This window comes from Streptomyces flavalbus (assembly GCF_042674625.1).
In the GTDB taxonomy this organism is placed as follows: domain Bacteria; phylum Actinomycetota; class Actinomycetes; order Streptomycetales; family Streptomycetaceae; genus Streptomyces; species Streptomyces flavalbus.
Genome location: NZ_JBHTEB010000001.1, coordinates 6,492,157 through 6,511,774, shown reverse-complemented (window position 1 = coordinate 6,511,774; position 19,618 = coordinate 6,492,157). Strand labels below are relative to the sequence as shown.

Genomic DNA, 19,618 nt, shown 5'->3' with positions numbered 1-19,618 from the left:
ACCTCGCGCCGCTGATGTCTGCGGGTGCGGGCCGCTCCGCGCCTCGCGGGTCGGCCGCCACGCGGCGCAGCCGGTGCCTCGCCCACCGGCACACCGCGTCACCCCGAGGAGATGCGGAACTCGAATTCGGGACGGTCCCACGGCACGGCGGGCGGGTTCGCGAGCGCGGTCCCGGTCCGCACCGCACCCGCGCGGTGGTAGAAGTCCGCGGCGGGCAGATGCGACACGACCCTGACACGGTCGAGCCCCGCGGCGCGCGCCTCGGACTGCATGTGCGCGACGAGCAGCCGTCCAATGCCCCGTCCTTGCGCCTCGTCGGCGACGAACAGCAGGTCGAGCTCCGGGGGAGCGAGGACGAGCGAGTAGAACCCGAGGACCCGGCCTCCCCGCTCGTCGGCGCCGACGGCCACGAAGGTGCGGTGGGCCTCGATGTAGTCGGGCCCGACGCGGTAGCCCGCGACCGCGTCGGCGTACTTGCCCGCGTAGGCGCCTGAGCCACGCACGATCCGCGTGAGCCGTCTGGCGTCCCGCGCGACGGCCCTCCGTATCGTGACCGGCTGGCTGGTCGGGGAAGTGCGTGAACTCATCGGGGGAGTATGCCGCACGGGGGCCTTTCGAGCCGAAGCGCACGGTCCCCTGGCCCGCTACTGCCAGCCCGGCCAGATCATGGCCGCCGTGGCGCTGGTCCGCCGCGTCCGGGAGGAGGGCCGCGCGATCACCGAGGCCGACCTGGACGGCATCCGCAACATCTGCCGCTGCGGCACGTACCCGCGGATCCGCGAGGCGATCAGGGCGGGCGCCGAGCGGATGTGACCGGGCGTCCACCGGGCGGGCTGGTCAGGGTGCGCCGAACCAGTCGGTGAGGGACCGGCGCAGCCCGGCGCGGGCCGGGTCCGTCGCCTCGCCCAGGGGCACGGCCCAGGCGATGTGCGCGTCCGGGCGGATCAGCAGGGCGTCGGCCGGTGGGTGGGCCGTCCTGGCGGTGTGCACGTCGACACGGTTCCGCCAGGGCGCGGCGGCACGGCGCAGGTCGGCCCGGTCGGCGAGGTCGAGGAGGACCGGGCGTGCGGGGCGCATCAGTTCGGCGACACTGCTGACGCGCCGCGCGGCGGGGAGGGCGCGGTCCGGCAGGGGGTGGACGGCGAGGTCCGGCGCGGTGTGGGGGGTGCCGTCCGGCGCGGTGGAGAGGGTCAGGTTCGGCGCGGTGGAGAGGGTCAGGTTCGGCGTGAACGTACCGGCCAGGGGGTGCGGGCAGCCGGGTACCGGGTAGCGGATGTCGGCCCCGGCGAGCAGCGCCGCCGTCCGGCGCAGGGCCGGTGCGTCGGTGAGGAGTTCCGCGAGGACCGCGCGGAGCGCCTCGGCGGCGTCGTCGCGTCCGCGCCGCAGCGCCCAGTGGGCGCTGGTGTGGAGCAGGGTGCGGGACGCGGCGAGGTGCCGCTCCTGGTGGTACGTGTCCAGCAGCCCGGCCGGGGCCCGGCCACCCACCTCGGCGGCCAGCTTCCAGCCCAGGTTGACCGCGTCGAGCATCCCGGCGTTGAGCGACACCCCGACGGCGGGGAACCGGTGCGCGGCGTCCCCGGCGAGCAGGACACGCCCGGCCCGGTACCGTTCCGCCTGCCGCGCCGAGAGGACGAACCGCGACAGGCGCAGCGGGTCCCGCACCGGCAGGTCGGCGCCGCCCAGCACCCGGCGGACGCTGGCCTGGAACTCGGGCAGGGTCATCGCGCTGGTGTCGTCCTCGGGGGCGTCGTACTCGGTCGTGTAGAGGGTGACGGCTCGGGAACCGGGGAGCGACGCGGTCAACCCCAGCAGGCCCCCGTCGGTACGGGTGACGCCCGGCTCGATCCGGCCGTAGCCGGGGACGTCGAGGGCGCCGCCGTCCAGGACGGTCACCGACTCGTCCAGCGTGGCCTGGGCCAGGCGGCTGACCTCCGGATAGACCGTTCCGGGGAAGGGGATGCCCGCCCAGTCGCGCACCCGGCCGCGCGCGCCGTCGCAGCCCACCAGGTACCGGGCGGTCAGTTGCCGGGGCCCGTCCGGGCCGCGCACGTCCACGGTCACCGCCTCGGCGTCCTGGCGCACCCCGACCACCTCGTGGCCGTAGCGCACCCGCACGCCCAGTTCGGCGGCGCGTTCCTCCAGCAGGCGCTCAAGCCGCCGCTGTGGCAGCGGCAGGACGCGCGTCGGCGGGTCGTCGAGGGTGGTGAGGTCCAGGCGCGGCCCGCCGAACGGGAACCGCGGCGCCGGTACGGGCTCGGTGCAGGCCGCCTCGCACCGCTCCAGCAGACCCCGGTACCGCAACACCTCCAGGATCTGCCCGCCGAGTCCGACCGCCCTGACCGTGTCCGGGCGCCGCGCGCTGCTCTCCAGCACCAGGGGCCGCGCCCCGGCCAGCCGCAGTTCCACCGCCAGCGTCAGGCCGGTCGGTCCGGCGCCCACGACGATCACGTCGCCGCCCGCCTCACGGGCGAGCCGCTCGGAGGGTGCGCTCATGGTCCGGGGGCCGGGGTGCCGAGGCCGGTCAGGGCGCCGACCGGGTCGGCGTCGGGGGTGCCGCGCGGCCACCAGTCGTCGGCGCCCGGCTCGGACTCGTAGGCGTACCACAGACCCTCGCGGCCCAGCCGGAGCTGGACGTGGCCGCGGGGGTGGGTGAGGCGGTTGCGCCAGGGGCGGAAGGCGGGCAGGTCGGCGGCGAGCAGCAGCGGGCGGGCGCGGTCGAACCGTCCGGCCGGTGGGTCCCAGGGCTCTTCGAGGACGGCGAGTCCCTCGGGCCCGCCCTGCCGCCAGGCGGCGACCGCGCGCGCCAGTTCGGCGGGGGTACGGCCACACGCGGCGGCCAGCGCGGAGTACAGGGCGCGGGTGGTGGCGGTGAGTCCGGCGCCGGGGCGGGTGGCGGCGAGCCGTACGGCGTCCTGCCACAGCGTCAGCTCCGCCACCGGGTCGTGCCCGGTGACCAGCAGGGCGTGGGCGCGGGCGGCGGCGTCGGTCGCCAACTGGTCCAGCGTGAACGGGTCGGGGCCGCCGGGTGCCGCCGGGTAGACGGGGGGCTGCTCGGGGTGCGGGGGGCCGGGCAGCGGGGCGGGCGGTCGGGGCAGCGGGCGGGGGGTCAGGGCGTCGGTGGCGCGGACGCCGGGCAGCGGTTCGGGCTCCCGCCGCTGGGCGGCCCGGGCCGCGCGGGCGGCGTTGCGGCGGGACAGCGCGTCCAGCACCTCGCGCTCGCCGCGGCCCCGCAGCAGGAGCAGGACGAACGGGTCGGCGTCGAGCAGACGGGCCGTCTGGTAGCAGAGGGCGGCGGCGTGTTTGCAGGGGTGGCCGCTGTCGGGGCAGTTGCACCGGGGGTCCAGGTCGCCGGGGCCGGGCAGCAGCGGGACGTCGCCCTCGGCGAGGGCCTGCGGCATCTCCTTGTCGAGCAGCGCGGCGATGTTCCCCGGGCGTTCGGCGGCGGCGTCCAGGAAGCGGTCCCACTCCGCGTCGCCGAGGGTGCGCAGCCGCACCTGCACGCGGTACGGGCGCGGACGGCTGCCGCGCACGTACGCCAGCACCAGGCCCGGCGTGACCGTGATGGCGTCCACCCGCCCGCCCTGGGCGTAGCCCCGGCCGCGCGCCAGCCGCTTGGCGTCCAGCGCGCCCTCCTCCAGCGCGGTCACCCAGGCGTGCCCCCACCAGGTCTCGGCGAGGGGTACGTCGTCCGAGGCGCGGGAGGGCAGCGGGGGGAACGCCGGGAAGGTGCGGCGGAGTTCGCCGTCGCGGTGCGGGGCGGCCATGGGGCGGGGGGCGTCCCCGAGGGGGCTCTCCGCGGGGAGGGTGCTCGGCGTGGGGCGGCGGGCCGGGCGGCGGGCGGCCTTCGTGCCGGGTGCCGGTCCGGCGTCCTTCGGCTCGGCGTCGGCGCGCTCCTGCCGGGCGACGCGCAGGGCCTCGCGGGCGACGTCGGCGGGGCGGGGTGCCGTCGCCGCCTCCTCGTGCGTCCCCGTCGCCGCTTCCCCGTCCGTCCCCGTCGCCGCTTCCTTCCTTGCGCCCGTCCCCGCCGCCTCGTCCGCCGCCGTCTCCGCTTCCCCCTCCCCCGATGCCGCCCCCGCTGTCCTCGCCTGCTGGTCCACCGCCCGCCGCAGTGCCGCACGGGCCGCGTCCCCCGGGCGGGGCGCGTCGCCGGGGCCGGACCGGGAGTGGGCCGCCGCGCGGGCCGTACCGCTGGCGCCGGACCGGGAGCGGGCCGTCGGGCGGGCCGCCGTGGGCTCCTGGTCGCCGGGCGCCCCCTGCGCCGACGCCTCGTCGGACGCCGCGCGAGCCGCCCGCAGGGCGCGGCGGGCCACGTCGGCGGGCCGCTCCCCTGACGTGCCCGGTGTCTCCCGCCCGTTCGGCTCCCCGCTCATGACGCCCTCCGCAGGGACACCAGGTCGGACAGCTCACGGTCGGTCAGCTCCGTCAGGGCCGCCTCCCCGGAGCCGAGGATCGCGTCGGCCAGGGCGCGCTTGGCCTCCAGCATCTCCGCGATGCGGTCCTCGACGGTGCCCTCGGTGATGAGCCGGTGGACCTGGACGGGCTGGGTCTGGCCGATGCGGTAGGCGCGGTCGGTGGCCTGCTCCTCCACGGCCGGGTTCCACCAGCGGTCGACGTGGATGACGTGCCCCGCGCGGGTGAGGTTGAGGCCGGTGCCCGCGGCCTTGAGGGAGAGCACGAGGACCGGCGTCTCGCCGCTCTGGAAGCGGTCCACCATGCGCTCCCGCTCGGGCACCGGTGTGCCGCCGTGCAGGAGGTCGACGGGGACGGCGCGGGCGGCGAGGTGGGCGGTGATCAGGCGGGCCATGCCGACGTACTGGGTGAAGACGAGCGCGGAGCCGTCCTCCGCGAGGAGGGTGTCGAGGAGTTCGTCGAGCAGGGCGAGCTTCCCGGAGCGGGCGGCGAGGCCGTCGCCGGTGCCGGGCGGGTGGTCCTCCTTGAGGTAGAGCGCGGGGTGGTCGCAGATCTGCTTGAGCGAGGTGAGGAGCTTCAGGACGAGGCCGCGGCGCGCCATGCCCTGCGTGGTCTCGATGGCGAGCAGCGACTCGCGCACCACCGCCTCGTACAGCGCGACCTGTTCGCGGGTGAGCGGCACCGGGTGGTCCGTCTCGGTCTTCGGCGGCAGCTCGGGGACGATGCCGGGGTCGGACTTCCTGCGGCGCAGCAGGAACGGCCGGACCAGCCGGGCGAGCCGGGTCACCGCCTCCTCGTCCTCGCCGGTCTCCACCGCGCGGGCGTGCCGGGCGCGGAAGGACTTCAGCGGGCCGAGCAGTCCCGGGGTCGTCCAGTCCAGCAGGGCCCACAGCTCGGAGAGGTTGTTCTCCACGGGGGTGCCGGTCAGGGCGACACGGGCGGGCGTGGGGATGGTGCGCAGCGCCTTCGCGGTCGCGGAGTAGGGGTTCTTGACGTGCTGGGCCTCGTCGGCGACGACCATGCCCCACGGCTGTTCGGCCAGGGCGGGGGCCGCCGAGCGCATGGTGCCGTAGGTGGTGAGGACGAAGCCGCCGGGCAGGTCGTCCAGGGTGCGGTCGGGGCCGTGGTAGCGGCGGACGGGGACGCCGGGCGCGAACCGGGTGATCTCCCGCTGCCAGTTGCCGAGCAGGGAGGCGGGGCAGACCACGAGGGTGGGTTCGGTGCGGGCGCGTTTGAGGTGCAGGGCGATGACGGTGATGGTCTTGCCGAGGCCCATGTCGTCGGCGAGGCAGCCGCCGAGGCCGAGGGAGGTCATCAGGTCCAGCCAGGCCAGTCCGCGCAGTTGGTAGTCGCGGAGGGTGGCGCGCAGCCCGGCGGGCGGTTCGGCGGGGTGCACGCCCGCGGTGAGCCGGTCGCGCAGGGCGGCCAGCGCGCCGGTCGGGACCGCCTCGACGGTCTCGCCGTCGACCTCGGCGGTGCCGGTGAGCGCGACGGACAGCGCGTCGACCGGGTCGAGCAGGCCCAGTTCGCGCTTGCGGGCCTTGCGGACGAGGGCGGGGTCGACCAGCACCCACTGGTCACGCAGCCGGACGACCGGCCGGTGGGCCTCGGCCAGGGTGTCCATCTCGGACTCGCTGAGGTGCTCCCCGCCGAGGGCGAGCTGCCAGCGGAACTGGAGGAGGTCCTCGCTCTCGAAGAAGCCGGTGCCGTCGGTGGCCGAGCCGGGCGCGGGCCGGACCACCGCGGCGGCGGTGAGGTCCTGCGCCAGGTCGCGGGGCCAGTGCACGGCGACCCCGGCCGCCGCGAGCCGGGTGGCGGCGACGCCCAGCAGGTCGCTCAGCTCCTCCTCGGAGAGCGCCAGCACGTCGGGGACGTCCTGCTCCGCGAGCCGGTCGAGCGGTGGCCAGACGCGCGCCGCGCGCCGTACCGCGAGGGCGGCGTCCACGCGCGCGCGTGGCCCGAAGACGGCCTCAGCCTCCCCCGCCCACAGGGCGCTGGCGTCGGTGACGAGGGTGGGGTCGGAGAGGCTGTGCACCTGGACCACGGCGGCGCCCGCCCGCCGCGCTCCGCCGCGCGCGTCCCCCTCGCCGTCGTCGGTGTCGGTGTCGAACAGGTCGTCCGCCGACAGGTCGAGGCGCAGGGAGATCCGCACGCCCGCGTCCATCCCGGCGGCGACCTCGGCGGCCCACGCGTGGGCGTCGGGCAGCCGCTGCGGTCGGGTGTCCGCGAAGGGCCTGCCGCAAGCGTGCGGCGCGGCGGGGGTGCGCGGGAGGGTGTCCGCGACGGCGTCGAGGAAGGACCGCAGCAGTGCCTCGGGCTCCGGCAGCCGCAGCGGCCCGGGTCCTGGCAGCGGCACGGCGTGGCCCTCGGGCGGCAGGGCGGCGGCGATGGCGCGCAGGTGCGCGATGTCCTCGGGGTCGAGGGGGCCCGCCCGCCAGGCGTCGTGCCCTGAGGGGCTCAGGCCGGGCAGCAGACGGCCCCGGGCGGTGAGCCGCAGCGCGTGCAGGGCGGCGGCGCCCCAGCAGGCGGTGGCCGGGTGGGCGGCCGGGTCGTGCCGGGCGCGCACGAGCAGCGGCAGCGCGGCGCCGACCGGCAGCGACAGCGCCGGGGTCCGCCTGCGGCGCACCCCGGCACCATGGCGCCGTACCACCGTGAGGTCGGTGGTGTCGCCGGTGGGGGGTGTGGTGCCGTCCGGGTCCCAGAAGGCGACGTGGGAGTGGCGGGGCAGGGGCGCGGGGAGGAAGACGGCCGCGAGGCGCGGGGAGACGGCGGACGCGTCAGCCGTCCGCTCCGCCGGTGCCGTGTCGCTCATACGTCCTGTCACCTCCCGCCCGTCGTGTCGGATCAGTCGTCTCCGACTCTACGGGCGGGGTCTGACAATCGGCCCCGGAGCCGGTCAGGGGACCGTGCGGGAGACGACGTACACCATCGGGTACCGGGAGTTCTGGGTGTTCACCACCACGTCCTGGGACGGCTTGGGGTTCTTCTCCTTGTTGGACAGGCCCCAGTAGCCGCCGAGGCGGGCGCCGGGGCCGGAGAACTTCCAGCCGACGATGTGCCGGTCGCGGTCGCTGATGGTGATGTTGTTCTTCTCAAGCTGGTCCCGGCTGACGCCGATGTCCCTCAGGAACGCGTCCAGGCCGTCGTGCGTGGTCTGGAACTGGACGTAGAGGCGGCTGGTGCGCCAGTTGTTCGTCTCGTAGTACGCGACCTGGTTCGACGGGTGCGGGATCGGCACGTCGTAGACGCGCCGCTGTACCTTCGCGGGCCAGTCGTGGGTCAGCCCGCGCGCGGAGTACTTCTGTTCCTTGGTCCTGCCGCTGTCCCGGCTCTGCTCGGCGGAGATCACCAGGTAACCGGCGGGTACGCCGATCAGCAGCACGATGATGATCAGGGTGAGCACGCGGCGGCGGACCACCCGGCGGCGCTCGGCGGGCGACTGCGGCGGCTCCGGGGGGAGGGCGGTCTGCTGGGGCAGGGAGGCGGTCACAGCGACTCCCGCATACCCCGGGCCTGGGCGGCGAACCGCTCATAGCGCTCGTAACGCTCCACCCGGCGCCGTTTGGCGCGCCGGAAGCGGCGGGCGACCAGCCGGGCGAGGTCGGCGGCGCCGACCATCCCGGCCTCGGGGCCGAGCTGGGCGCGGACGATGCGGGCCTCGGGGCGGTAGCCGCGGCCGGTGAGGTGCCGCTTGAACGCGTCCCGCGCGGGGCCGATGAGCAGGTCGTCGGCCGCGCTGACGCCGCCGCCGATCACGAAGCAGGACGGATCGAGGGCGGCGGCGAGGTTGGCGATGCCGACGCCGAGCCACTGCCCGATGTCCTGGAGCAGCTCGATGCACATGGCGTCGCCGTCCCGGGCCAGCTCCGTGATCATGGGGCCGGTGATGTCGGCGACGTTGCCCTTGACGTGCTCGATGATGCCGTAGGCCACCGGCGAGTCGGCGGCGGCCAGTTCGCGGGCCTCGCGGACGAGCGCGTTGCCGGAGCTGTACTGCTCCCAGCAGCCGCGGTTGCCGCACGGGCAGCGGTGGCCGCCGGGCACGACCTGCATATGGCCGAACTCGCCCGCGACGCCGTACTTGCCGCGCTTGACCTGGCCGTCCTCCAGGATCGCGCCGCCGATGCCGGTACCGAGGGTGATCATGACGAGGTGGTCCTCGTCGCGTCCGGCGCCGAACCGCCACTCCGCCCAGGCGGCCGTGTTGGCGTCGTTGTCGACCAGCACGGGCACGGCGAGGCGCCCGGCGATGCGGTCGCGCAGCGGCTCGTTGCGCCAGGACAGGTGGGGCGCGAACAGCACGCGGTTGCGGTCGGCGTCGACCCAGCCCGCCGCGCCGATGCCGACGGCGTGCACGTCGTGCCGGTCGGACAGGTCGAGGACGAGTTCGACGATGGTGTCCTCGACGACCTTCGGGCTCTTGGACTTGTCCGGGGTCTCCGTGCGGAGCTTCTCCAGGATGTTGCCGTCCGCGTCGACGACGCCCGCCATCACCTTGGTGCCGCCGATGTCGATGCCGACCGTGGGCACCCGGGGGGCGGTCAGGTGGGAGCGGCGCTCCCGGGTGCCGATGGTGCGCAGCGCCGGGGCTCTGCGGGAGCCGATGGGGGCGGTGAAGGTGCCGTAGGTGCTCATCGTCGCCGATTGTGCCTCACGGGGGTGCGGGGTGCCGAACAGGTGGGTTGGTGTGCGTTGCCGGGTGCGGCGCCGTCGTGGTTGTTCGCGCAGTTCCCCGCGCCCCTAGCGGCGCTGTAGTTCATGGCGTAGATCTTCCAGGTCTGTTCCGCCTGCCATCTGGGTCGTCAGCTCATCGAGCGTGATCTCATCCCGGGTGTACGTGCCCACCATCGTGCCGCGGCGCAGGAGGACGAAGCGGTCGCCCACCAGGTACGCGTGATGGGGGTTGTGGGTGATCAAGACAACGCCCAGGCCCTGGTCGCGTGCCGCGGCCACATACTTCAGGACCACGCCGGACTGCTTGACGCCGAGGGCCGCCGTGGGCTCGTCCAGGATGAGGACCTTCGCGCCGAAGTGCACCGCGCGCGCGATGGCCACGCACTGGCGCTCGCCGCCGGAGAGGGTGCCGATGGGCTGGTCGACGTCGCGCAGGTCGATGCCCATGCGCAGGAGTTCGGCGTGGGTGGTGCGGCGCATGTGGTCGACGTCCATGCGCCTGAAGGGGCCGACGCCCTTGCGGGGCTCGGAGCCGAGGAAGAAGTTGCGCCAGACCGGCATCAGCGGGACGACGGCGAGGTCCTGGTAGACGGTGGCGATGCCGCGGTCCAGGGCCTCGCGCGGGGAGGAGAGGCGGGTCTCCTCGCCGTCGATGAGCAGGGTGCCGCCGTCGTGTTCGTGCAGTCCGGCGATGATCTTGATCAGGGTCGACTTGCCCGCGCCGTTGTCGCCGAGGACGCAGGTGATCTCCCCGGCGCCGACCTCCAGGGAGACGCCTTCGAGGGCGCGGACGGTGCCGTAGTTCTTGCTGACGTCGGTCAGCTTCACGAGCGTCACTTGGTGGCCTCCGCGCGCTTGCGGACCCAGGCGTTGAGCAGGGTCGCGAGGAGCAGCATCGCTCCGAGGAAGAACTTGAACCAGTCGGGGTTCCACTCGGCGTAGACGATGCCCTTGCTGGTCATGCCGAAGAGCAGGGCGCCGACGGCCGAGCCGATGGCGCTGCCGTAGCCGCCGGTGATCAGGCAGCCGCCGATGACGGCGGCGATGATGTAGATCAGCTCGTTGCCGACGCCCTCGCCGGACTGGACGACGTCGTACGAGAAGAGCAGGTGCTGGCCGGAGATCCAGGCGCCGAGGGCGACGCCCATGTAGAGGCCGATCTTGGTCCTGGCGACGGGGACGCCGACCGCGCGGGCGGCGTCCTGGTCGCCGCCGACGGCGAAGATCCAGTTGCCCGCGCGGGTGCGCAGCAGGATCCAGGAGGCGAGGGCGACCAGGCCGAGCCACCACAGGATGGTGACCTTGAAGTCGACGCCGCCGACGGTGAGCGTGGCGGCGAAGACGGCCCTCGCGGCGGGGAAGCCCTCCATGTCGGCGATGGTCTTGGTGGAGACGGTGCCGTCGATCAGCTTGGTGAAGCCGAGGTTCATGCCGGTCAGCATCAGGAAGGTGCCGAGCGTGATGATGAAGCTGGGCAGCCTGGTGCGGGTCAGCATGAAGCCGTTGAAGGCGCCGATGGCCAGGGTGGCGAGGAGGGAGACGCCGACGCCGACCCAGACGTTGGCGGTCATCTGGTAGCTGAACATCGACGAGATCAGCGCGGAGGACGTCACCATGACGCCCGCCGACAGGTCGAACTCGCCGCCGATCATCAGCAGCGCGACGGGGACGGCCATGATGCCGATGGTCGAGGAGGCGTACAGGACGGTGCTGAGGCTGGTGGCGCGCAGGAAGCTGTCGGCGGCGAGGGCGAAGAAGACGAAGACGGCGAGCGCGCCGACGACCGAGCCGAGTTCGGGGCGGCCGAGGAGGGCGCGGAGCGGAGACTTCGGGCGGAACGTTTCTGCAACGGCGCTCATCGCGTGCCCCGCTTCGTGTACTCCTCCAGCTCGGCCGCCTGCTCCCTGGTGACGATCTGCGGGCCGGTGAGGACCGGCTGGCCGCCGCCGAGGGCGTCGGCGTTGTAGCGGTACAGCCACAGCAGGTCGACCGCCTCGTAGCCCTGGAGGTACGGCTGCTGGTCGACGGCGAAGCCGAGGGTGCCGTCCTTCAGACCGGCGGCGACCTTGGCGTTCAGGTCGAAGGTGTCGATCTCGGCGTCGCTGCCCGCGCCCTGCCGGGCCTTGACGGCGGTGTCGGCGTAGGGGGCGCCCAGGGTGACGACGGCGTCGACGGACGGGTCGGCCTGGAGCTTGGCCTCGATGGCGGACTGCACGTCCGGCATGTTGGTGCCGTTGACGTGCAGCCGCTGCACCGTGCCGCCGAAGGTCTCCTCGACGCCGTCGCAGCGCTGCTCGTGGCCGACGTTGCCCTGCTCGTGCAGGACGCACAGCGCCTTCTTCCTCCCCCGCGCGTTCAGCTCCTCGCCGACGGCCCGCCCGGCGATGGTCTCGTCCTGGCCGATGTGGGTGAGCGCGCCGAACTCCCTGGACTGGGCGGAGCCGGAGTTCACCGTGATCACGGGGATGCCCGCCTTGACCGCGCGGGCGACGGCGGCCTTCATCGCGTCCGGCTTGGCGAGGGTGACGATGATGCCGTCGACCTTCTTGTCCACGGCGGCGTCCACGAGCTGCGCCTGCTGCTGGGCCTCGTCGTCGTGGGAGTACAGGAAGTTGATGTTGTCCTTGGCGGCGGCCTCCTTGGCGCCGCTCTGGACGATGTCCCAGAAGGTGTCGCCATCGCCCGAGTGGGTGATCATCGCGAAGGTCCAGCGAGGGGTGCTCACCGTCGCCTTGCCCCGCGCGGCCTCGCGGGCGTCCTCGGCGCGCTTGCCGCCGGTGCTGCTGCACGCGGCGAGGGACGCGCACAGCGCCCCCGCCACCGCGATGCCTGTCCAGGTCCGAAACCGTGCCACGAGGCCGTGCCCTTCTTGCCGTGTTCTGTCGTGCGTGGGGGCCGGTGTTCCCACCAGCCCCAAACGCCCCAGTATCGAACACGGGGGTGAGGGCTACGGCGTCCGGGGACGGTGACACCGCTCACTTGTCCGGACAATGCGACGAGAGAAGGGGCCCTGCGGGACGGGAGAAGGGGCCCTCACGGCCGTACGAGGAGCTGGAACTCGAAGGAGTAGCGGGCCGGGCGGTAGGTGTGGGTGCCGTACTCGACCGCGCGGCCGGTGTCGTCGAAGGTGGTGCGCCGCATGGTGAGCAGCGGCGCCCCCTCGGGTTCGGTGAGCCGCTCGGCCTCGGCGGCGGTGGCGGCGCGGGCGCCGATGGACTGGCGGGCGCTGTGCAGGGTGATCCCGGCGGACCGCATCAGCCGGTACAGCCCCGTGGCCCCCAGTTGCGCGGTGTCCAGGTCGAGCAGCCCGGGGGGCAGGAAGTTGCACAGGTACGCCATCGGCTCGCCGTGCGCCAGCCGCAGCCGCTCCACCCGGTGGACGTCGCCGCCCTCGGGGACACCGAGCGCGGCGGCCACCTCGGCGGAGGCGGCGACGACGGTGTTGACCAGGACCTTCGTCGACGGGCGCTGACCGGCCGCCTCCAGGTCGTCGTAGAGGCTGCTCAGCTCCAGCGGGCGCTTGACCTGGCTGTGCACGACCTGGGTGCCGACGCCGCGGCGGCGCACCAGCAGGCCCTTGTCGACCAGGGACTGGATGGCCTGGCGGACGGTGGGCCGGGACAGACCGAGCCGGGCGGCCAGCTCGATCTCGTTGCCGAGCAGGCTGCCGGGGGTGAGCGTGCCGTGCTCGATCGCGGCCTCCAACTGCTGCGAGAGCTGGAAGTACAGCGGCACCGGTGAGCTGCGGTCCACGCTGAGGGCGAGCGACACGGTCGGGTCCACTTCTGGTTTCGGCACGGCCTGAGCGTAGCTCCGTGAGCTGTTGACGGGAAGTTGTGTAGTCCGATTGTCCGGACATACGCATTGACAGGGCGGTGGGCGGCACACCACCTTGATTCCATGCGCATCGGGGTCATCGGAACGGGCCGCATCGGCACGTTCCACGCAAGGACGCTCAGCAGGCACCGGGACGTGGGATCGCTGATCCTCACGGACGCCGACCCCGCCCGGGCCCAGGAATTAGCGAACCGGATCGGGGAGACGGCGGCGCCTGGCGTCGACGAGATCTTCAAGTGGGGCGTGGACGCGGTGGTGATCACCACGGCGACCTCCGCGCACGCGGAACTGATCGGCCGGGCGGCGCGCTCCGGGCTGCCGGTGTTCTGCGAGAAGCCCATCGCCCTCGACCTGCCCGGCACGCTGAGCGCCATCGCCGAGGTGGAGACGGCGGGCACGATCCTCCAGATGGGCTTCCAGCGCCGGTTCGACGCGGGGTACGCGGGCGCGCGGGAGGCCGTCCGCGCCGGGCGGCTGGGACGGCTGCACACCATCCGGGCGATCACCTCCGACCAGGCGCCGCCCCCGGCCGCGTACCTGCCGCAGTCCGGGGGGCTGTACCGGGACACGCTGATCCATGACTTCGACATGCTCCGCTGGGTGACCGGGCGCGACGTCGTCGACGTGTACGCCGCCGGGTCCGACGCCGGGGGCGCGATGTTCCGGGAGGTCGGGGACGTCGACACCGCCGCCGCGCTGCTCACCCTGGACGGCGGCACCCTAGCGACGGCCACCGCGACCCGGCTGAACGGCGCGGGCTACGACGTGCGCATGGAGCTGGCCGGGGAGCTGGACCAGATCGTCGTCGGCCTGGACGACCGTACGCCGATCGCCTCCACCGAGCCGACCGGGCCGCCCGCCGCGTCCAAGCCGTGGACCGGCTTCCTGGAGCGCTTCGGACCCGCCTACGAGGCCGAACTGCACGCCTTCGTCGAGGTGGTCCGGGGGGAGCGCGCCAACCCGTGCGACGGGCGGGAGGCGTTGCAGGCGCTGCGCATCGCCGAGGCGTGCGACCTGTCCCGGCGCGAGCACCGGTCGGTACGGCTGTCGGAGATCCCGGGGCGCATCGAGCCGGTGATGGGCTGAGCGCCGGGCCCGCTAGTGCCCGGCCCCGCCCGCAGGTTCCTCCGGGTCCTCCAGCAGTCCGGCGTCATGGGCGAGGAGCGCGATCTGCACCCGGTTGTTGAGGTCGAGCTTGGCGAGGATGCGGGAGACGTGGGTCTTGACGGTGGCGACGCTCATGTAGAGGGCCGAGGCGATCTCGGCGTTGGCGAGGCCCCGGCCGACCGCGACGGCGACCTCGCGCTCCCGCTCGTTGAGGGCGGCGAGCCGCTCGCGCGCGCGGGGGCGGCGGGGGGCGGCGGCGGTTCCGGCCGCGTGGGCCATCAACTGGCGGGTGACGGTGGGCGACAGCACCGGGTCACCGGCCGCGACCCGGCGCACCGCCGCCAGGATCTCGGCGGGCGGGGTGTCCTTGAGGACGAACCCGGCGGCGCCCGCGCGCAGGGCGCGCAGCACCTGTTCGTCGGCGTGGAAGGTGGTGAGGACCACGACCTGCGGGGCGTCCGGGCGGGCGCGCAGCCGTTCGGTGGCGGTGAGGCCGTCGACGGCGGGCATCCGGATGTCCATCAGCACCACGTCGGGCCGGGTGCGGGCGGCCACCGTCTCGGCCTGCGCGCCGTCGGCCGCCTCGCCGACGATCTCGATGTCGTCGGCGCCGCCCAGCATCAGGGACAGCCCGGCGCGCACCAGGGGGTCGTCGTCGACGAGGAGCAGTCTGATCGCGGTCGCAGTCATGGGGTTACGAAACCACGCCCCACCACGCGCCCACGCGCGCGTACGCCCCACCCACGCGACGCGCGCGTACCGCTCGTTCACGCGCGTGTACCACTCGTTCACGCGCGGGTACGCCCGTCATCCCCACGGCAACCACGCCCGCACCGCGAAGCCGCCGTCCGGTTCCGGGCCGTGTTCCAGCCGTCCCCCGGCCAGCGACGCCCGCTCGGTCAGCCCGATGAGCCCCTGCCCCGAGCCGGGCACGGACGGCACGTCGCCCTCGGGGGCCGGGTTGCGCACGCCGACGGTGAGCCCCTCGCCGTGGGCGCCGCGGACGGAGACGGTGACCTCGGTGCCGGGGGCGTGCTTGCGGGCGTTGGTCAGGCCCTCCTGGGCGATCCGGTAGGCGGTGCGGCCGACGGAGGCCGGGACGCTCCCGGGGTCGGTGACCCGGTGGTCGAGGGTGACCTTCATCCCGGCCGCGCGGGACTCCGCGACCAGCGCGTCCAGCGCCGCGAGGGTCGGCTGCGGGCGGCCCGCGTCGTCGGGTTCCGCGGCGCGCAGGACGCCGATGATCTCCCGTAGGTCCTGGAGGGCCTCGTGCGCGCTCTCCCGGATGACCCCGGCGGCCCGCGCGACCTCCTCGCGGGGCGCGTCGGGCCGGAACTCCAGGGCGCCCGCGTGCACGCTGAGCAGCGTCAGCCGGTGCGCGAGGACGTCGTGCATCTCGCGCGCGATGGCCTCCCGGGCGAGCCGCTGCGCCTGCTCGGCGCGGAGCCGGGCCTCGGTCTCGGCCCGCCGGGCCCGGTCGCGCAGGCTCAGCATGAGCTGCCGCTGGGACCGGACGAACATGCCCCAGCCACCGGCCGTGGCGATCAGCAGCACGGTGAGCACCACGGCCGTCGGATAGGTCATCGTCGGGTCCGGGCGCAGCCAGTACAGCACCGGCGTCAGCGCGAGGTTGGCGCCGCCGATCCAGGCCAGGTACCGCAAGGGCCGGTGCACGGCGACGGTGAACAGGACGACCAAGGCCGCGCCGCCGGAGGTCAGGGAGAGGGGCGAGAGGACGGTCAGCGCCACGGCGAGCGCGACGGGCCAGCGGCGCCGCAGCCAGACGGCGGCGCAGGCGAGGGCGCCCAGCACCTGGTCGAGCGCGGCGAGGGCCGCCGGGGTGGCGGGGTCGTCCCCGACCACGTCGGCGCTGGTGATGCCGATGGCGACGGCGACGAGGAAGCAGGAGAAGTCGACGACCCAGTCACGCGCGGTGCGCCGGGGCCACCGCCCGCCCCGCCCGTCGCCGGTACCGGGGTCGAGCTGGTGCATGAGGGCGGACGGGAACAGCCAGCGGCGTCCCGCGAACTCCGGAGCCGGTACGGATGTCGGCCTTGCCACGCTGTCGTCCCTCACGGTCGGCAAATCTACGCAGCGCGGCGCCGGGAGGGTGCCCCGCGCGGGCGGTCGTCGACCAAAGTCGGCGGATCGTCGACTTTCGTCGACGGGGTCCCGCCCGGTGGCCGACGCGGGGGCGGGCCCCGCGCGGCGAGGCTCGTGCCCATGAGGCAGTTGCTGGAGCTACTCGGATTCCTCGCCCTGGTGCAGGGGGTGCTCGGTCTGGTGCACGAGTTCACCGACTGGGACGCGGGGTTCGTGCAACGGATCGGTGTCTTCGACGGCTACGAGATCTTCGTCAGCGTCGCCCTCCTGGTGCTGGCGGGCGCCCTGTTCGCCGCCGCGGAGAGCGTGCGCGGACCCTGAGGGCCCGGCGGTCCGCCGGCGCCGGTTCCACGCCTCGTTCGCCACGAAGTGCAGCACGTTGACGGTGACGACGGCGGGCGCGACGATCCCCACGGTGCGGGGGAACGCCGGTTCGAGGGACAGGGCCAGGACGACCGCCGTCACGCCGTTCTGCTGGCCCAGCGCCAGGGAGATGCGGTCGTAGTGGCCCAGGCCGCGGGCGATGACCCACCCGACGACGCACTGCGCGCCGAAGGCCGCCGCTCCCAGGGCGGCGCCGGGCCCCGGCTCCATCCCGTCGACGAGCAGCATCCCGAGGGCGAACAGCGCCGTGTGGTAGGCGGTGTCGAGCAGCGGGCCGAGCACCGGCGCCAGCGGGGGCGGCCGGTAGAACAGTCCCGCGACGGCCACGCCGAGCATCAGCCCGTACACCGTGGCCGCGGCGAGGAGCCCGCCGAGCAGTAGCAGGCAGGCGGCGGCGCGCAGCACGGCGGTGCGCCGGGTGTCCCGCGTCCGGGGCCGCAGCAGCCGCCAGCCGAGCGCGGCCACGACGACGAGGACGGCGTTGCCGACCGTGGTGAGGGCGTACGCGTCGGGGGTGACGGGTAACGCGGAGGGGTCGGCGGCGTCGTCCAGCGCGTGCAACGCGGCCGGGGCGAGGTAGGCGGTCAGCAGGACGGTGACCGGGTCGTCGAAGGACGACCAGACGGTGAGCACGTTCTTGCCGCGCTCCGACATCCGCGACCGGGACCGCAGCGCCGCCACGGAGAGCGGGTCGATCTGGGCGACCGCGATCGCGAGGATGACGTACCCCGGTTCGCGGACGGCCAGCAGCAGCACCGGCATGATCAGCGCGGCCTTGGCGAGCACGCCCACGGTGACCGCGACCAGCAGGGTGCGCAGATCGCGGCGGGCCTCGGCGAGGTCGATGCCGGAGGTCGATCCGTACAGTCCCACGGCGAGCAGCGCGGAGACGACCAGCGGGTAGGCGGTGGTGTCGGCCAGCGAGCCGATGCCCGTGCCGGACGACAGGGCCCAGCCGGACGCCAGGACGGCGAGCATGACCCACAGGTGGCGCGCCGCTCTCAGCGTCCCTGCCATGGCTCGCTCCGCCTCCGGCCGACTTCCCAGCCCGCTGAGCATCCCAGCATCGGGCGAACTCCGGGGCCGAACGCCCGCGGCTCGTACAGGTGATGTACCCGCGTGAGCGAGTGGTCACCCGGTGGGTCGGAATTCACACCGTGTTGTCCGGTTTCTCATCCGTCGTGGCCGGGAGTCCTTCGTCCGTCGTGGCCGGGAGTCCTTCGTCCGTCGTGGCCGGGGGTTTCTCGTCCGTGGTGGCCGCGACGCGGTGGACGAGCGCGTTCATCTGCTGGTCGGCCCGGGCCACCTGGCTCTGGTCGAGGGTGACGCCGAGGAGGAAGTGGTCCCCGGGCCGGTCGACGTAGAACAGGGCGCCCTCCTCCACGTCCAGGACGACGCGGGAGAGGCTGCCCGGCACGATCGCGCGCAGGGACTGGTTGAGCCGGGCGACGACGTAGTGCAGCCGGTCGCCCAGCTCGGCGTAGCGGGTGCGCCGTTGGTCGCGGGTGAGGCCGCCGAAGAAGCGGGACAGGGAGGGGTCGTTGAAGACGTCCGCGCTGAGCCGTCCGATGCCAGGTCCGACGCATCCGGCGTAGTGCAGTCCGTCGGGGGAGACCGCCTCGGCGCAGCGGGCGAGCAGTTCCGGTTCCGTGCTGCCCCAGTCGCCCTCGACGATCCGGTGCGGCTCCTTGACGACCGTCCGTTCCCGCGGCGGGTCGTCCTCCGAGCCGAAGCCGCCCCAGTTCATCACGGGCAGGCCCATCTCCTGGCGGAACCGGCCCACCAGGTCGGCCATGGCCCGGTCGCCCGCGTCGGCGGTCCCGGCGCCCAGGGAGTACCCGGTGAGGTAGTCGTCGGCGCGGAAGTAGTAGTGGAAGACGGCGCCGTCGCCTAACTGGAGCACGCTGCGGATGAGCCTGCCGCTGTCCACGGAGCGCAGGACGTGGTCCATCCGGCCCAGGACGTAGTGGAGTTGGCGGCCCAGGCGGATGAACCGGTCCCGTCGGACGTCCAGGTCGTCGCCCCCGAAACCGCCGCCCTGGGAGCCGGGCAGCCGGTCCAGGATGTCCACCGAGTAGTCGAAGACGCCCCAGCGGTACTCGGCCACGTGGTGCAGCCCGCCGACGCTGAGCGCGTCCTCGCACAGGCCGATGAACACGTCGCTGTCGTCGGTCACATGGGCCGCGCGCCGCACCTCGGCCGACCATGTCGCCGGGGGCCGGGTCCGCGCCGCCGAGTCGGTCCTGTCCTCGTTCATCTCGCCCCCATCGCCCCGTCGTCGAGTACGTCCGGCCACCGCGCCAGCAGTCCGTCGTACAGCGTCCTCACCAGTGGTGTGCCGCGGTCCGGCAGGCGGCCCAGGGCCACGTCCGCCGCGCCGGACCGGTCGTACGGCAGCAGCATCAGCGGCGCCTCGGCCGCCGTGGGTCCGGCCGTACACGGGCCGGTGCCCTGCGGGTCGTTGCACACCCGGCCCAGGACCTTCCGGTCCAGGCCGCGTTCGCCCAGCCACGTCCTGAGCTGTGCCGTCTCCGCCGCTCCGGCCGGGTCCGGCGGTCCGACGAGGATGATGTGCTCGACCCGTTCGCACACCTCCTGGGTCACCGGGGTGCGGCTGACGCCGCAGTCGACGATCAGACAGCCCCGTAGGTCCACCAGTCCGTCGACGGCGGCGCCGACGATGTCCTGGAGCGTCCCGTCGGTGGGCAGCCGTTCGCCGGGCTTGTCACCCGGTCCGAGCGGGAGCAGCGCCATGTCCTGGCGCCGCGGGTCACCGGTGTGCACGTGCCGCAGATAGCGGTGCACGGGCCGGATGGCCAGCTCGACGCGGTCCTCGGCGAAGCCCAGGAGGCCGTCCTTCGGGGCCTCGCACGTGGCGTTCCAGTACCGGGTCAGCTCGGTCAGCCCGCCGCCGTCGGTGTCCGCGTCCATCAGGATCACCGTCTGCCCGACCCGGCCCACCGCGTCGTCGACGACCAGACCGGCCGCGGCTGTCAGCAGCGTCGCTCCGCTGCCGCGGGTCGCCGAGAGCACCGCCACCGAGTGCGGCACCCCGATGGACCCCGTCGACGGATGTGCCATCGGTTCCTCCTTGCTCCGTGCT

The 19,618-nt window shown here is 74.3% G+C and carries 17 protein-coding genes; 3 read left to right on the top strand and 14 right to left on the bottom strand.

What is annotated here, in order from left to right; all coding sequences use genetic code 11:
- Positions 1–98: 98 nt before the first annotated feature.
- A complete protein-coding gene (locus tag ACFQZ6_RS29070; RefSeq protein WP_381614787.1) occupies positions 99–587 on the bottom strand; it encodes a GNAT family N-acetyltransferase in 489 nt (162 codons plus the stop codon).
- On the opposite strand from ACFQZ6_RS29070, the gene ACFQZ6_RS29065 reads away from it, so the two are divergent.
- Positions 586–813, top strand: coding sequence for a 2Fe-2S iron-sulfur cluster-binding protein (locus ACFQZ6_RS29065; RefSeq protein ID WP_381618727.1), 228 nt, complete (start codon positions 586–588; stop codon positions 811–813). The two genes, ACFQZ6_RS29070 and ACFQZ6_RS29065, sit on opposite strands and share 2 nt — an antisense overlap.
- A 24-nt stretch (positions 814–837) precedes the next feature.
- Here ACFQZ6_RS29065 and ACFQZ6_RS29060 read toward each other — a convergent pair whose 3' ends face one another.
- The 9 genes from ACFQZ6_RS29060 to ACFQZ6_RS29020 form a co-directional block, all read right to left on the bottom strand.
- Positions 838–2,493: an FAD-dependent monooxygenase gene (locus ACFQZ6_RS29060; protein ID WP_381614785.1), complete on the bottom strand. Its 1,656-nt coding sequence runs from the start codon at positions 2,491–2,493 to the stop codon at positions 838–840.
- A complete protein-coding gene (locus ACFQZ6_RS29055) occupies positions 2,490–4,370 on the bottom strand; it encodes an SWIM zinc finger family protein (protein ID WP_381614783.1) in 1,881 nt (626 codons plus the stop codon). The genes ACFQZ6_RS29060 and ACFQZ6_RS29055 overlap by 4 nt, the downstream gene beginning before the upstream one ends.
- Complete coding sequence (locus tag ACFQZ6_RS29050; RefSeq protein ID WP_381614780.1) at positions 4,367–7,222, bottom strand: DEAD/DEAH box helicase; 2,856 nt, start codon at positions 7,220–7,222, stop codon at positions 4,367–4,369. Before ACFQZ6_RS29050 ends, ACFQZ6_RS29055 begins: the two co-directional genes overlap by 4 nt.
- Before the next feature lie 84 nt (positions 7,223–7,306).
- Positions 7,307–7,900, bottom strand: coding sequence for a sugar kinase (locus ACFQZ6_RS29045; protein WP_381614777.1), 594 nt, complete (start codon positions 7,898–7,900; stop codon positions 7,307–7,309).
- Entirely contained in the window at positions 7,897–9,045 is a 1,149-nt protein-coding gene (locus ACFQZ6_RS29040) for an ROK family glucokinase (RefSeq protein ID WP_381614774.1), read from the bottom strand. Before ACFQZ6_RS29040 ends, ACFQZ6_RS29045 begins: the two co-directional genes overlap by 4 nt.
- A 105-nt stretch (positions 9,046–9,150) precedes the next feature.
- Positions 9,151–9,921, bottom strand: coding sequence for an ATP-binding cassette domain-containing protein (locus tag ACFQZ6_RS29035; RefSeq protein WP_381614771.1), 771 nt, complete (start codon positions 9,919–9,921; stop codon positions 9,151–9,153).
- Positions 9,918–10,943, bottom strand: a complete 1,026-nt coding sequence (locus ACFQZ6_RS29030; protein ID WP_381614768.1) for an ABC transporter permease — start codon at positions 10,941–10,943, stop codon at positions 9,918–9,920. The genes ACFQZ6_RS29035 and ACFQZ6_RS29030 overlap by 4 nt, the downstream gene beginning before the upstream one ends.
- Positions 10,940–11,938 (bottom strand): sugar ABC transporter substrate-binding protein, encoded by a 999-nt coding sequence (locus ACFQZ6_RS29025; protein WP_381614766.1) that lies wholly within the window; start codon positions 11,936–11,938, stop codon positions 10,940–10,942. Before ACFQZ6_RS29025 ends, ACFQZ6_RS29030 begins: the two co-directional genes overlap by 4 nt.
- Before the next feature lie 179 nt (positions 11,939–12,117).
- On the bottom strand, positions 12,118–12,855 hold the full coding sequence (locus ACFQZ6_RS29020) for a GntR family transcriptional regulator (protein WP_381618724.1): 738 nt from the start codon (positions 12,853–12,855) through the stop codon (positions 12,118–12,120).
- Between the two features lie 129 nt (positions 12,856–12,984).
- Between ACFQZ6_RS29020 and ACFQZ6_RS29015 the strand changes: the two genes are divergently transcribed.
- Positions 12,985–14,007, top strand: coding sequence for a Gfo/Idh/MocA family protein (locus ACFQZ6_RS29015; RefSeq protein WP_381614763.1), 1,023 nt, complete (start codon positions 12,985–12,987; stop codon positions 14,005–14,007).
- 12 nt (positions 14,008–14,019) lie between these two features.
- Here ACFQZ6_RS29015 and ACFQZ6_RS29010 read toward each other — a convergent pair whose 3' ends face one another.
- Together ACFQZ6_RS29010 and ACFQZ6_RS29005 are read right to left on the bottom strand one after the other, a co-directional pair.
- Complete coding sequence (locus ACFQZ6_RS29010) at positions 14,020–14,718, bottom strand: response regulator (protein WP_381614760.1); 699 nt, start codon at positions 14,716–14,718, stop codon at positions 14,020–14,022.
- A 117-nt stretch (positions 14,719–14,835) separates the two neighbouring features.
- Positions 14,836–16,020: a sensor histidine kinase gene (locus ACFQZ6_RS29005; RefSeq protein WP_381618721.1), complete on the bottom strand. Its 1,185-nt coding sequence runs from the start codon at positions 16,018–16,020 to the stop codon at positions 14,836–14,838.
- Positions 16,021–16,251: 231 nt separating this feature from the next.
- On the opposite strand from ACFQZ6_RS29005, the gene ACFQZ6_RS29000 reads away from it, so the two are divergent.
- Positions 16,252–16,452 carry a hypothetical protein gene (locus tag ACFQZ6_RS29000; protein ID WP_381614757.1) on the top strand — a complete coding sequence of 67 codons (201 nt, stop codon included), beginning with the start codon at positions 16,252–16,254 and terminating at the stop codon, positions 16,450–16,452.
- A 1,213-nt stretch (positions 16,453–17,665) separates the two neighbouring features.
- Here ACFQZ6_RS29000 and ACFQZ6_RS28995 read toward each other — a convergent pair.
- Positions 17,666–18,772, bottom strand: a complete 1,107-nt coding sequence (locus ACFQZ6_RS28995) for a hypothetical protein (RefSeq protein WP_381614754.1) — start codon at positions 18,770–18,772, stop codon at positions 17,666–17,668.
- Positions 18,769–19,596 (bottom strand): hypothetical protein, encoded by an 828-nt coding sequence (locus ACFQZ6_RS28990; protein WP_381614751.1) that lies wholly within the window; start codon positions 19,594–19,596, stop codon positions 18,769–18,771. Before ACFQZ6_RS28990 ends, ACFQZ6_RS28995 begins: the two co-directional genes overlap by 4 nt.
- Between the last annotated feature and the right edge of the window lie 22 nt (positions 19,597–19,618).